Source organism: Cobetia sp. BMC6 (genome assembly GCF_029991385.1).
Taxonomy (GTDB): Bacteria; Pseudomonadota; Gammaproteobacteria; order Pseudomonadales; family Halomonadaceae; genus Cobetia.
In genome coordinates this window covers 327,708-341,225 of the sequence record NZ_JAKUMF010000003.1, presented here as the reverse complement: position 1 = coordinate 341,225, position 13,518 = coordinate 327,708, and the positions used below count along the sequence as shown (strand labels likewise).

The following is a 13,518-nucleotide window of genomic DNA, read 5'->3' as shown; positions in this document are numbered from 1 at the left end:
AATGCATTTCAAGCAGTGTGTGCCAACAGTGTGCCAACAATGTCATCGAGTCTCTTGTCGTCGAATCCCTGTGAGCGATCAAGGGTACACAACGAGGTAGAGCATACGTTCTACTTATCAGTCATTAGATTGGGGCACCGCCGTCATTTGCAAGTCGACAGACGAGGTTCTTCTCCTGATGGTGCATACAGCGTAGCCAAGCCTTGCGTGTAGCAGGCTCGTGGCTGGGTGACGTTGTCTTGAACGAAAAAACCCCGCCAGGTGGCGGGGTTTTCAGAGCAGGGCATCCATGCGTCATATCAGGGTGACGTTAAATGCCCTAGCTCAGCTGGAGTTCCGAGCGGTAAACGACTCGGCTTCCTGAGGCTAGCTAAGCTCGGTCTAGCCAAACTCAATCTGGAAAAGCTCAGGCTGCGAAGTTCTGTGCAGCGAATTCCCAGTTGATGATGTTCCAGATGCTTTCCAGGTACTTCGGACGCGCATTGCGGTAGTCGACGTAGTAGGCGTGCTCCCAGACGTCGACGGTCAGTAGCGGAGTCTGACCAGACTTGGCGATCGGGGTGTCAGCGTCGTCAGTGTTGACGATTTCCAGCTCGCCCTGGGCGTTCTTGACCAGCCAGGTCCAACCGGAACCGAAGTTGCCAGCGGCGGAAGTGTTGAAGGCTTCCTTGAAGTCAGCAACGGAGCCCCACTTGGCCACGATGGCGTCTGCCAGCGGGCCGGACGGCTCGCCACCACCATTCGGGGACAGGCAGTGCCAGTAGAAGGTGTGGTTCCACACCTGAGCTGCCTGGTTGAACAGACCACCCTGGGCGCTCTGGATGATCTCTTCGAGAGATTTTTCCGCGTCAGCAGTGCCTTCGACCATGCTGTTCAGCTTGGTGACGTAGGCTTGGTGATGCTTGCCGTAATGGTACTCAAGGGTCTCGGCAGAGATGGTCGGCTCGAGTGCGTTCTTTTCGTACGGCAGTGCTGGAAGTTCAAATGCCATGGGGATCAGCTCCTTTTCCTCACCAATTGGGTCGTACTCTGCCTTCGTGGGGCTTGGGGCTGAGTATTTCAATGCCTGACCTGCCATCGCGTGATGGGAGAAGGTCAGACAAGCACAGACTCAAGCTCCGCGACCAGCATCACTCCCGGCCCTGAAACTGGCCACCCGCTCAGGCAGCGGGCAAGGGCGAAAGTGCATGACTCGCCGTGCATCCTTCATGCCGTGGCTACGCGCATGAAATGTGCAATCAGCGTGAAAAACCTTGTGAATCCAGATAGCTACGAAGACAGAGGCTGCGCGTATCGCAGTGTCTGGCACTATAGCACCCAGACACCAACAGGCCAACGCTGGTGGGCACTGACCGCGGGATCCTCTCAAGCGTCTTGCAGGGCTCGCGTGCATTGCCAGGCTTTTGCCATATTCCTGCCATTCTGCCCTCGATGACGCGCCGTGGCGGGAACCTGATGAGATGACCGAGGTCAGCTGTTAGACTCGATTTCCTGTACGTGAATCGTGACTTATCTTTTGCAGAACCTGCATTACTGTATTTTTATACAGTAATGCGAAAAAGCGCACTTCCGGTCGTCTTGCGTCGCCCTGAAGATGCTGCACTGAACCTTTCGCTGCTGATCGTTTGCCGGACCTGGAGCCAGAATGCGGCCGCACAACGCTGAACCGTCTCTCAATGACTCACCGGACGATGCGCTGGTCGCGCGTCCCAACGATGCGCTTGGCGTGCATCACACTCGTCCCCCCGCGCCCAGACGCTGGCCGACGTGGCTTTGCCTCCTTGTCCTGGGGGGCGTGGTGGGCTGGCAACAGTGGCAGCTGCATAACCTGCAGACCCTCGGGGGCGATCAACGCGATCAGCTCGGCGCGCGAGTCAGCCAGCTCGAACATTCCGTGGCCCAGCTTGAGCAGCAGGGCGATGAGCGCCTGAGCGAACTGCGTGATGCACTGGGTGAGCAACTCAGCGCCCTGGACAGCCAGTTGAATGACACTGTCCTGCCGGCGCTGACCACTCTGCAGGAGGACAAGGCGTCCCTGTCGAGTGAGGCCGTCGCGCGCCTCGAGACGCTGGAAGACAAGGTGGCGAAGGACGCGGATGACGCTCAAGCGCGTCTGACCGCCATGGACGAGGCGCTTGATCGCCTGGATGGTCGCGTCACGACGCTTGCCCAGACAGGTGATAATCAAGCGACCCTGATCACGGCGCTGCAAGGCTCGATGGCGGCGTTGGAATCCCTCAGCCGTGATGGCCGTGCAGCGCTGGGCGCGCGTCTGGATGCCCAGTCGGCCACGCTTGAGCACCTCGAGCCGCTGGTGGACAAGACCTCCAGCACTCTGGACACGCTGACTTCCCGCATCGAGACCTTGCAGAGCGATATTGAGAGCGACAGCGCCGAGCAATTGGCCTCGCTCGAGACACGCCTCACGGCACTCAAGACGGACCTAGCCACGCAACAGACCCAGACGCGTGACTTACAGCAATCCCAGCAGCAACTGGACGAGACGCTGAAGGCACTGCCGGAGCCGGTGGCCACCGCTGATGGCGATGAACTGGCCAGCAAGCTCACGGGCCGCTTCGCGCCGCTTGACGAATTGACAGCGCTTGAGAGCGCGCAACGCTCACTGGACTCCCAGCTGGGTGAGCTGCGCCGTCAGCAGACAGCGCTCAGTGCCGGCCTGGAAGCCAGTTCTCAGAGGGCGTCAGAGGACACGCGAGAGCAGTTGCGCTCGCTGGACGCCAGCCGCCGTCAGCTGAGTGGCCGTGTCGCGTCGCTGCTGGGCCAGGTATCTGAGCTGGAACAGCGCGTCAGTCGACTGGAACGTCGCTGAGCCGGCGTAGCAGAGACATGGGTGGCGTTACCTGAGTATCCGCGACACAAGACCCGACGATATGGCGTGGCCCGCCATCCAGGTAGGCCATGTGACACGCCCCGTGATGACCGAGCGCCGCACGACATGATGAATGGGAACGATGGACAGTGCTTTCCACCAGCACTCAACAAAGGACGAATCATGAGTGGCGACAACAAAGAGTCTGCTCGAGCGACCGGGACGCGCGTTTTGCCGCATCGCTATCTGACGCCGCTGATCGTGTGTGGCGGATTGTGCTTCGCGCAGCAGGCGCTTGCGATCGATGCCGCCGTCAAGGGCGTCAAGGGCGCGACGGCCACTAACGTGGTCAACTTCCTGGCCGGGATGACGCTTGAGGGCGATGCGCCGGCCGAGCGCTATGAGGATGAGATCATCCGGCGCACTCAGGAAGCGCTGCAGGCCTTCGGTTACTACGATGCCCAGATCACGCTCAGCTATCCCGAGAAGGGGCTGCTGGGCGGCGATGATGTGGTCGTGACGGTGGATGCCGGTGAGCCGGTCACCATCGAGACGCTGGAGCTGCGACTCGAGGGCGACGCTGCGCGCGACAAGGTCATGAAGAAGGTGCTGGCCGACGCCGACCTCGAGGAAGGCGATGTGCTGCGTCACTCACGCTATGACAGCCTCAAGTCGACTCTGACGTCGCTCAGCCTCGAACGCGGCTATTTCGACACCTCCTTCTCCCAGCAACGCATCGAGATACGCCCCTGGTTGCACTCTGCACGCATCTATCTGGTCATGCAGAGCAGTCAGCGCTACCGCTTCGGCGATATCACCTACCGCAACAGTCAGATAGAGCTGGATCGCGTCAAGGCCATGCAGCCGTTCGAGACGGGTGATTATTACGAAGCCGGCAAGTTAACCCAGTTCAACCAGCGGCTGAGTGAGGCTGGCTGGTTCCGCTCGGCCGCGATCAAGCCGCAGCTGAGTTCCGATGCCAACCTGGCGACCACCAGCCCCGACAGCGAGATCGAGACGGGCGAAGGCCATACCTCCTATGCCGAGGCCAAGGGCTATGAGGGCTCCTGGCTTGCCGATGTCCAGGGAGTTGATACAGGGGGAGCTGACGCCAGCTCGGACTCGACGGCCTCGTCCGCAAAGGCCGCAGGCAAGTCGTCTGCCGGGCAGGCGTCTTCGGTGGCGGACTCTCAAGTAACGGGCACTCAGCTAGCAGATGACGCCACACCGATGTTGACTGCCGATGCCCTGGAGGCTGCGGTCAAGACGGCCAACGGCCCCGTCATTCCGGTGGACATCAGCCTGATTCCCGCCGATCGCCACAAGTTCGAGACCGGTATCGGCTACGCGACGGATGTCGGGCCACGGCTGCAGTTCAGCTGGGAGATGCCGTGGGTCAATCGCTATGGCCATAGCCTGACCAACAGCCTGTTCCTGTCCTCGCCGGAACAGACCTTCGAGGGCGAATACCGCATGCCGCTCGAAGACCCGCTCAAGGATAGCTATGTTCTCGAGTACGGGATGTCGAACACCGACGATGAAGATACCGAGAGTCTCGAGACCACCGCGCGCTTCACCCGCGAGTGGAAGTTCGACAATGGCTGGACCCAGCGCGTGTTCTTCGGTTCCACCTATGAGGACTACACCCAGGCGGACGAATCCGGGGCCGTGCTGCTGCTGTATCCCGGCGTGAGCTGGAACCGTACCCGCACACGTCCCAAGACCTTCCCGATGTGGGGCGACCGCCAACAGCTGACCTTTGAGTACGGCGATCAGATGTGGGGCTCGGACGTGACCTTCCTGCGCTCCCAGTTCAACACCAACTGGATACGCTCCATCGGCGACAACCATCGTTTCGTGGCGCGCATGGGCGTCGGGCACGTCGATACCGACAACTTTGATGACATGCCACCTTCGATGCGCTTCTTCACCGGGGGTGACAACAGTGTGCGTGGCTATTCCTACGAGACACTCGCGCCGGAAGATGATGACGGCGATCTGGAAGGCGGTAGCTCATTGCTCACCAGCAGCCTGGAATACGATTACCGCCTGACCGGCGACTGGTGGGGTGCGACCTTCTACGACGCCGGTAACGCCTTCAATGGCTGGGACGCACTCGAGCTCAAGACAGCGGCCGGCATGGGGATTCGCTGGATCTCGCCGGTAGGGCCGATTCGTCTCGATATCGCCCATCCCTTCGATGACGATGACAACGATTACCGTATTCACTTCTCGATCGGGCCGGAATTCTGAGCGGCTCGCATCTCTTGAGCGAGTGTCGTGCGGATCAAGCGCCAGCAAAGGACCATCAGCTGAGCGGGTGAGCTGATAAAAAAGATATGGAGATGTTGGAATTGTCTAATCCCTATGTACGTCGGGGCGGCCTGGTCATCCGGTTGCTGATATGGCTGCTCGTGTTCCTGATCGGGCTGACGATGCTGCTGGTCGGGGGCGTGCTGTCTCCGTGGGGCACCGGGCTGGTGCTCGATCAGGCGCGCTCACGTGGCTTCATCGATTACTCCCAGGCCTCCGGCTCACCGCTGGAAGCGCTGTCACTCAAGGACGTCTCGCTGGACCTGCCGGGGCTGACCGTCAATGCCGACTCTCTGTCGTTGGCTTGGGGCGAGGACTGCCTGCTCAAGGGCAAGCTGTGTCTCGAGTCGCTGGAGTCCAGTGGTCTCGCGATCACCCTGAGCGATAGTGGAGCCAGCACTGAACCGGAAGCGGAGAGCAGTGAGAGTCTCAACGTGCCCATCGTGGTGCCGATTCCCATCGAGGTGCACAAGGTCGCCATTGATGACTTCGCCCTGGCGCTGGCGGATGGCAGTCGCGTCACCTTCGATCATTTCCATACCTCGGCCACGCTGTCAGTGAGTACGCTGACGCTGGGCGAGACACGCCTGATCACCAGTCGTTTCATTCCGGCCGATGCCGCCGCGGCTCAAACGGCGTCAGATTCCGTCAGTCTCGAGGGTGTGAGCATTACGTCTGAGGCTCAGCAAGCGGCGAGTGCAGTGATCAACGCTCAGGACGTGGCGTCTCAAGCCGAGAGCGCCGCCAAGGCCATCACGGATGAGGCTGCAGAAGTGTCTGGCAAGACTGCAGCTGAAACCACGGATCAGACAACACAGGCCGGGCGCATCGCCTTGCCGGAAGTCTATGTTCCGCTGACCATCGAGGTTCCCGATCTTGCCATTGAAGACTTTGCGCTCGAGGGGCCAAGCCCGTATGAGGTCAGCCGCCTGTCGCTGGCGCTCAAGACGGAAGGGCATGACATCACGCTCTCACGTCTCGAGGTCGACTCGCGTGATGTGAACGCCGATCTCGTTGCGCAAGTCACCTTGAAGGACGAGTATCCCCTGAGCGCCACGCTCAATGCCGAGACCCTGATCGACCCCGTGCGTAATGAAAAGCTGCGTCTGTCTCTGGAAGGCTCGCTGGCGGATCTTGAGGCTTCCCTCAAGGCCGACGGTCCTCTGGCCGCTGAGCTTGTGGCCAGCGCGGATGTACTGGACAGTGATCTGCCCTTCGAGGCACGCCTGAGCTCCGAGCGGATCACCTGGCCCTTTGCTGCTGTCTCTGATGACACCTCCGCGGATGCGCAGAAAGGCGCTCAGACAGCGACGCAAGCCAACGCTGGAAAGAACAAGACTGCCTCCGCTGGCGCTACCTCCTTCACGCCTGACTATAGCGTCGAGAATCTGGCGCTGGTCGCCAAGGGCTCATTGTCGGGGTATACGACCACACTGGACGCCATTATCGAGGGGCGTGACATTCCGCGGGCCACCTTGTCATTGGCTGGCGACGGCGATCTCGAGCATTACCGCTGGCAGCCGCTCCAGATCGCGCTCAAGCGTGGCACCGCGACCACCCGTGGCGAGATTCATTGGCAGGAAGGGATCGAGGTCGCCGCCGAGCTGGCTCTCGACAAGCTGCATCCCGAAGACTTGCTGCCAGCCCCGACCGGGGGCGGACAGAAAGCCGTGCGTGGTGAGCTTAGCGGCAATCTCGTGGCCAGCTTCAATCAGCCTCAGCAAGGCCCGTGGGCCATCGATGTCAGCAAGCTGGATATCCATGGCACCTTGCTCGAGCGTCCGCTCACGCTGACCGGCAAGCTTGCAGGCAATGCCGACATGCAGTGGAACGTCGACGCGCTTGAGCTGCGCCAGGGGCAGAACCGGCTGAGCGCCAATGGCAAGATTGCCAAGACCATCACCCTGGCGGCCAACATCGATTTCCCGGCGCTCTCGACCCTGATGCCGGATATCGCGGGTGAGCTCAAGGGCAAGATCGATGCCTCGGGCACTCTCGACAAGCCTCAGCTGGCCAGCAACTTCACCGCACGACGCCTGCAGATCGGGGAGAACCGTATCTCCGACATGGCGCTGTCGGCCGAGGTCGATGCTCGCAAGCGAGGAATCGATGACCCGGCACTGGATATCGCTCTGAATGCCGATGATGTGAGAGCTGGCGGACAGCAGATCGCGACCGTCGCGCTGACGCTGGGAGGCTTCCTGAGCGATCACACCCTGCAGTTCGATACCGAGATGGCCGGTGAGATGCCGCTTTCTCGTCTGGGGCTGACCCTCAAGGGTGGGCTCGACAAGGCGCGTGAGCATTACCGCGGTGCGCTGTCTCCGCTGACGGCGAATACCGATTTCGGGGACTTCAACTTCGACACGCCGGCGAGCTTCGATGCCAATCTCGCCAAGGGCAGCGTGCTGGTGCAGCCGTTCTGCCTGAGTCGTGAACAGGGCGGCCAGATCTGTGTCGCCGAGCCATTGAGCGCGGGCAATGACGGTCAGGCCGTGGTGACTCTCGAGGGGATTCCGCTGGACATGGCCCAGAGCGCCATGCCGGAGAGCTGGTCCATCGGCGGTGCCACGGGCGGCAAGATCACGGCAAGCTGGAAGCAGGGTGGCCAACGCTGGAATGCTGATGCCGAGCTGGCGGGCAAATTGACGCTGGCCGGCGAAGACGCCGACGGCAATGCCTGGTCATTGCCCGAGACCACCCTGCAACTGGCGCTTGAGGCCACGCCCGACAAGGCCGATCTCGATACCCAGATTCGCCTCGACAGCGCCGGCGGCATCGGTCTCACCGTGTCGGTCCTCGACCCGGCAGGCGCAGGTCAGCTGGATGGCTCGTTGGCCATCCGCGACATCGACCTCTCGCCGTACCGTCCGCTGGTGGCAGGCATGACTCAGCTGGAAGGCAAGCTGGCGGGTGACGTCGAGGTCGGCGGCAACCTGAACCTGCCGTCGTTGACCGGGCCAATTGCGCTGACCGGCGTCAAGGTGCAGGGCGACGGGCTGCCGGTGTCGCTGTCGGATGCCCAGTTCACCGTCGACTTCGATGGCAACAGTGCCGATATCGATGGCTATCTGGTGGGCAATGATGCGCGCTGGGGCATCGATGGCGAGGCGGCGTGGCCGACGCTTGAGGACTGGACGGCGTCATTGAACCTTGACGGCGCGAAGAATCCGCTCGAACTGCATATCGCCGGAATCGGGCGTATGCGCGTCGCGCCGGACCTTGCGATCAATGCCAGCCCCACGCTTCTCAAGCTGCGGGGTGACGTCAAGGTGCCGTGGACACGCATCGAAGTGGATCAGGTGCCGCCGTCTGCCGTGTCACCTTCCAGTGACACTGTCATCATCGAGCGCCCCAGTGATCAGGACACCTCCAATCCGGCCGAACTGGCCGATGGCAGCGATACCGCCAAGGCGCTCAACGAGGCAGGCATGGCGCTGGACGTGCGCATCGGCATCCATATCGGGCCGGATGCGCGTCTGGAGGCAATGGGGCTCAAGACCAAGCTCAGAGGTGATCTTGATGTGCGTCAGTCCAAGGGTGGCGTGCAGGTCTTCGGTGAGGTCAATCTGGTCGACGGCACCTACAAGAGCTTCGGGCAGGACCTGCAGATCAGCAAGGGGCAGGTCTTGCTGGCCGGACCGCCCTCGAGCCCGCGTCTGAATATCGAGGCGATCCGTGATCCTGACAACACAGAGGACGACGTGACCGCAGGGGTGCGTGTGACCGGACTTGCCTCGTCGCCCAGCGTCGAGATCTTCTCGGACCCGTCGATGGATGAATCCTCGGCACTGAGTTATCTGCTGCGCGGTGAAGGTCTGGACAGCGACACCAGCAGTGATAGTGCGGTCACATCCGCCTTGATCGGCATGTCGCTGGCGCAAAGTGGGCAGGTGGTCGGCCAGATCGGGGAGACCTTCGGCGTGCGCGACCTGAGTCTGGATAGCTCCGGCAGCGGCGATGACAGCCAGGTGGTGGTCAGCGGCTATATCGCCCCGGACCTGAAGCTCAGTTACGGTGTCGGGCTGTTCTCGCCGATCGCGGAGCTGACGCTGCGCTACAAGCTGTTCCGCAATCTGTATGCCGAAGCGGTGTCAGGCACGGCGCAGGCCGTGGATCTGCTCTACAGCTTCTCGCTGGGTCGCAGCGAGCTGGCGCCCAGAGTCGGCAAGGACAGATGACACGTCAGGCCAATTGATTGCCGCAGATTCAGCCCCCCATCGACAGGTTCGGTGGGGGCTGTCTCGTTATGGTGGGGGCGGAGAACTCGTTTCAGAAGGTGCTCTAGAGATCGTGACCGACAGCGCCCGACGCTGACGGTCACGCAGTACAGCAACGCTTGATCTTCTTGCCGCTGCCACAGGGACACAGGCTGTTGCGCCCCGGTGTCAGTGTCTGCCACTCGGCATCACCGTCGACATAACGCCAGTGATGGCCATCGTGATGAAAGCGGCTAAGTTCCTGCAATTGTTGAAACTTTCCCTGTTCGAAGAAGGTGGCATGAAAGCGTACCATGCCGGTATCGGCGTCTTGTCCGCTATCCAGAATCTCCAATGCCAGCCAGTGCGGGCCAGCACCTTCGAGATCGGCGCGTGCCGGGCAATGGGCCGGGTCCCAGCTGTCGATCAGGAAATCGCTGAGCGACAGGCAGAAGGCACTGTAGCGGGCACGCATCAATTGCTCGGGGCGTTCGGCGAGGGTGATGTCAGCATGAATCGGCTGACAGCAATCGACGTAGCGTCGCGCCTCAGTACTATTGGGCTGGCAGGGGCAGATTTTGGGGGGCAGAGATGACATCATTGAACCTATACACGATTGCACGACGCGACACAGGAGAGAGTCCGCCATGTGGATAACGGAAGATAAGCAGACCATTCCTTCAGCGCAGGACAGCTTGCCAGGGCGCAGTGAAGCGGTACGCATCAGCGGCGTTCATCACGTCAATGGCCGCTCGATTGTACCGCCCTTCGACAGTGAGTGTGAGGAGATCGTGCTGGGACTGGGCTGCTTCTGGGGAGCCGAGCGCCTCTTCTGGCAGCTGCCGGGCGTCAAGGTGACGGCGGTCGGTTATGCCGGTGGCCATACACCGAATCCAACCTATGAAGAGACCTGCACCGGCAAGACAGGCCACACCGAGGTCGTGCGTGTGATCTTCGACCCGACGGTGATCGGCCTGCCTGAGATCCTGCGGGCCAGCTTCGAGGCCCATGACCCGACACAGGGCATGCGTCAGGGCAATGACATCGGCAACCAGTACCGCAGCGCGATCTATTACACCCGCGAAGACCAGCGCGCCATCGTCGAGAAGAGCATGGCCGACTACCAGCAGGCGCTGGATCAGTCCGGTCTCGGCCGCATCACCACAGAGGTCGCACCGCTGCGCGAGTTCTACTACGCCGAGGAATATCACCAGCAGTATCTAGCCAAGAATCCAGGCGGCTACTGCGGTCTGAAAGGCACGGGAATCAGCTGTCCCATCGGCTGACAGCCTGGCACTGACGTCATGACAGGCAGGACATGGCTGCCTTGAGACTGTGCTGAGAGTGTCGCTGAGAAACACGAAAGCCTCATGGTAGCCGCGAAGTTCACGGTCGCCATGAGGCTTTTTTCTGTCTGGAGCAGCCTTCGGTCAGGCGCTGCGATGCACAGTGTCAGCGGTAGCGCTGTCGGTCCTGCTCGGCTTCTGCAAAGCGATCGATCCACTGTACCAGGGCGCCATCGCCGGTGACATTGCACGCCGTACCAAAGCTGTCCTGTGCCAGATAGAGCGCCATCATCAGGCCGACGGCGGCGGCATCGAAGCCGAGCAGGCTCTGCAATACGCCCACCGAGGTCACCGCGGCCCCGCCGGGCGAGCCGGGCGCGGCAATGATGGTCACCCCCAGCGCGGCGATGAACGGCAGCAGGGTGGTGAGCTCGGGCGTTGCCAGTGAGGGAGTGACCAGCATCACGCCAATGGCGCACACGGTCAACGTGATAGCACTGCCGCACATGTGGATGGTGGCCAGCAACGGCACCGCAAAGCTCGCCACGGATGGGGAGATATGATTGAGGTGCATCTGGCGCACGGTAACCGGAATCGTGGCCGCGGAAGACATGGTACCGGCGGCGGTGAAGTAGGCGGGCAGCATGTGGCCCAGCGCCTTCATGGGCGAGCGACCGGTGCTGGTGCCGCTGGTGACGTAGAGCAAGCTCAGCCACAGCCAATGCAAGGCCAGCGCCAGCAGCAGGATCATGCCGAAGCTCTTGAGGGTATTGGCGACCGTGCCCGCGATCGTCATTTCGCAGAACAGGCCGGCGATATAGAACGGCAGGGCAGGAATCAACGCCTTGGCGATGAAGCGCTCGACGATGTCACGTCCACCGTCGGCCAGCTGACGCATGCCGTCATGCTCGGTGGCGGAAATGCCGATACCGAACAGGAAGGCCGTCACCAGCGCGGTGCTGATATCGGTCAGTGGTGGAATATCCAGCGTGAAGTAGGGGCTCAAGTGCTTGACGGCATGACTGACCGGCAGCTGGTCATGTTGCACGATATGCGGCACGACCTCCAGCCCGACGATACCTGCCAACAGCCCTGCCAGCGTCGTCGAGGCATAGGCCAGCACGATGGTCATGGTCAGCAGACGGCCCGAGGAGCGCTCGAGGCGTGCGATCCCGCTCATGATGAAGAACAGGATGATCAGCGGAATGGCATATTCCAGCAGTTCACCAAACAGCACCTTGAAGGTCAGCAAGGCGCGAACCAGGGATTCGGGAGCCCATTGTCCCAGCAGTATGCCAGCCACGATGCCGAGCACCAGGCGAAAAATCAGGTTCATTATCAGGCCAGTAGAGTCTTGAACGTAGGATGGGCGCGCAGTCTACCATTCTCACTGAATCGTGACAGTGATCCGTGTCACCCTTCACATCATCATCCTGTATACCGTTATCATTTTCAGTGCACTAAATTCAGCTATCCCAACAAGGCATACGATAGTAGTCAAAGTGGACTCAGGACTTCCCACCGGATCTGAGGGTGGGAAGGCGAGCAAGGGTGGAAGGAGCAAAGAGAGGCAAGAAATACCCCAAGGACAAGACAACCAGGGAGGGGAATGCGTATTGGTGCCTGAGTAGCGGTCAACCTCACCAGTTCGATGCAGCTGGTTCAATGCAGGTAGCTCAGTACAGATAGCTCAGTGCGCTTCGCTCTGCACCTCGGCCTGTGCTTGCGGCTTGGGCAGCCCGCTCCAGGCCTCCAGTTGCTGACTGATACGGCGAGCCAGCCAGGAGCTCAGTCGACCACGACGCCACTCGACAAAGCCCACATGCCCACCGCGCTCACTGAGCTCGATACGCACGGCCTCGGAGGGTTGGTGGAAGCGTGCGAACAGATCGCGTGGCATGAAGGGGTCATCCAGCGATTGCAGTATCAGCGTCGGCAGTTCGATCTCGCTCAGCAGACGACCCGCCGAGGAGCGCGTGTAATAATCACTCGCCGAGGTGAAGCCATGCAGAGGCGCGGTGACTTCGTTGTCATAGGCCCAGAAACTGTTGAGCTGGGTCAGCTGATGCGCTCCGATCGAGATGGGTAGTGGGCCATTGGCAAGCTTCGCTGCCACCTTGGCCTTCAAGCCCTTGAGCAGATGGCGCTGGTAAAGGCGCGAGAAGCCCTGATTGAGCACATCCGCGCTGGCCGCCAGGTCCAGTGGGGCGCTGATGGCGATCGCGCCAGCCAGGTCCAGACCATCACCGCCTTGCTCAGCCACCAGCTTGAGCAGCATGTTGGCGCCCAGCGATACGCCACAGGCGACCTTGATGGCGTGCGGATAGCGTCGCCCGAGTTCGCCGAGCACCCAATAGGCGTCAGCGGTATCCCCGCTGTGATAGGCGCGCGGCAGGCGGTTGGGGGATTGCCCACAGCCACGGAAATGCATCATCACCGGTCGCCAGCCCATCCGGGCGGCTGCATTGAGCAGCTCACGGGCGTAGGGCGAGCTCAAGTCACCCTCAAGGCCATGAAATAGCACGAACAGGGGCGCATCGTCACTCAGGGCCGTCGTACGCTCACGCTTTTCATGACCGTCACTGATGACCCAGGCGAGCTCGACGAAGTCACCATCGGGAAGATTGAGAATCTCGGTGCGACGACTCAGGGGCGCGCGGGGCAGAAGGCGGGGCAACAAGGTCTGGACATGGCGATTGCGCAGGCCAAGGGCAGGGCGAAACTCTGACGTGAAGATGGAGTGCGGCATGTGAGGTAGCTCCAGTGGCAGGCCAGGGCGATGACGTTGGTGATCGGGTGATGGGCATGCCCTTGATGGCGGTGGCCTGCAGCAAGATCTGACAGGAATTTCTACACGGATATCGTTGGCATCATTTCACTTGACGACGCC

The 13,518-nt window shown here is 61.2% G+C and carries 8 protein-coding genes; 4 read left to right on the top strand and 4 right to left on the bottom strand.

Annotation, left to right across the window (positions count from 1 at the left end):
* Window positions 1-406: 406 nt before the first annotated feature.
* Complete coding sequence (locus tag MKZ40_RS08845; RefSeq protein ID WP_043334256.1) at window positions 407-991, bottom strand: Fe-Mn family superoxide dismutase; 585 nt, start codon at window positions 989-991, stop codon at window positions 407-409.
* Between the two features lie 654 nt (window positions 992-1,645).
* Between MKZ40_RS08845 and MKZ40_RS08840 the strand changes: the two genes are divergently transcribed.
* The 3 genes from MKZ40_RS08840 to MKZ40_RS08830 all read left to right on the top strand — a co-directional run bounded on the left by MKZ40_RS08840 (window position 1,646) and on the right by MKZ40_RS08830 (window position 9,324).
* Window positions 1,646-2,830, top strand: coding sequence for a hypothetical protein (locus tag MKZ40_RS08840; RefSeq protein ID WP_175088761.1), 1,185 nt, complete (start codon window positions 1,646-1,648; stop codon window positions 2,828-2,830).
* 183 nt (window positions 2,831-3,013) lie between these two features.
* Complete coding sequence (locus tag MKZ40_RS08835) at window positions 3,014-5,083, top strand: autotransporter assembly complex family protein (RefSeq protein ID WP_175088762.1); 2,070 nt, start codon at window positions 3,014-3,016, stop codon at window positions 5,081-5,083.
* 92 nt (window positions 5,084-5,175) lie between these two features.
* Window positions 5,176-9,324 carry a translocation/assembly module TamB domain-containing protein gene (locus MKZ40_RS08830; protein WP_175088763.1) on the top strand — a complete coding sequence of 1,383 codons (4,149 nt, stop codon included), beginning with the start codon at window positions 5,176-5,178 and terminating at the stop codon, window positions 9,322-9,324.
* Window positions 9,325-9,463: 139 nt separating this feature from the next.
* On the opposite strand, the gene MKZ40_RS08825 is transcribed toward MKZ40_RS08830, so the two are convergent.
* On the bottom strand, window positions 9,464-9,940 hold the full coding sequence (locus MKZ40_RS08825) for a YchJ family metal-binding protein (protein ID WP_175088764.1): 477 nt from the start codon (window positions 9,938-9,940) through the stop codon (window positions 9,464-9,466).
* Between the two features lie 49 nt (window positions 9,941-9,989).
* Between MKZ40_RS08825 and msrA the strand changes: the two genes are divergently transcribed.
* A complete protein-coding gene (msrA, locus tag MKZ40_RS08820; RefSeq protein ID WP_175088765.1) occupies window positions 9,990-10,628 on the top strand; it encodes a peptide-methionine (S)-S-oxide reductase MsrA in 639 nt (212 codons plus the stop codon).
* A gap of 166 nt (window positions 10,629-10,794) precedes the next feature.
* Here the strand turns inward: msrA and MKZ40_RS08815 are convergent, their stop codons facing one another.
* Complete coding sequence (locus MKZ40_RS08815) at window positions 10,795-11,964, bottom strand: dicarboxylate/amino acid:cation symporter (RefSeq protein WP_175088766.1); 1,170 nt, start codon at window positions 11,962-11,964, stop codon at window positions 10,795-10,797.
* A gap of 354 nt (window positions 11,965-12,318) precedes the next feature.
* Window positions 12,319-13,377 (bottom strand): hydrolase, encoded by a 1,059-nt coding sequence (locus MKZ40_RS08810; protein WP_175088767.1) that lies wholly within the window; start codon window positions 13,375-13,377, stop codon window positions 12,319-12,321.
* Window positions 13,378-13,518: the final 141 nt, after the last annotated feature.

Excerpts from the sequence above, each read along its gene's own strand:
- MKZ40_RS08845 (WP_043334256.1), bottom strand. The coding sequence starts at position 991 with ATGGCATTTGAACTTCCAGCACTGCCGTACGAAAAGAACGCACTCGAG.
- MKZ40_RS08840 (WP_175088761.1), top strand. The coding sequence starts at position 1,646 with ATGCGGCCGCACAACGCTGAACCGTCTCTCAATGACTCACCGGACGAT.
- MKZ40_RS08835 (WP_175088762.1), top strand. The coding sequence starts at position 3,014 with ATGAGTGGCGACAACAAAGAGTCTGCTCGAGCGACCGGGACGCGCGTT.
- MKZ40_RS08830 (WP_175088763.1), top strand. The coding sequence starts at position 5,176 with ATGTTGGAATTGTCTAATCCCTATGTACGTCGGGGCGGCCTGGTCATC.
- MKZ40_RS08825 (WP_175088764.1), bottom strand. The coding sequence starts at position 9,940 with ATGTCATCTCTGCCCCCCAAAATCTGCCCCTGCCAGCCCAATAGTACT.
- msrA (WP_175088765.1), top strand. The coding sequence starts at position 9,990 with ATGTGGATAACGGAAGATAAGCAGACCATTCCTTCAGCGCAGGACAGC.
- MKZ40_RS08815 (WP_175088766.1), bottom strand. The coding sequence starts at position 11,964 with ATGAACCTGATTTTTCGCCTGGTGCTCGGCATCGTGGCTGGCATACTG.
- MKZ40_RS08810 (WP_175088767.1), bottom strand. The coding sequence starts at position 13,377 with ATGCCGCACTCCATCTTCACGTCAGAGTTTCGCCCTGCCCTTGGCCTG.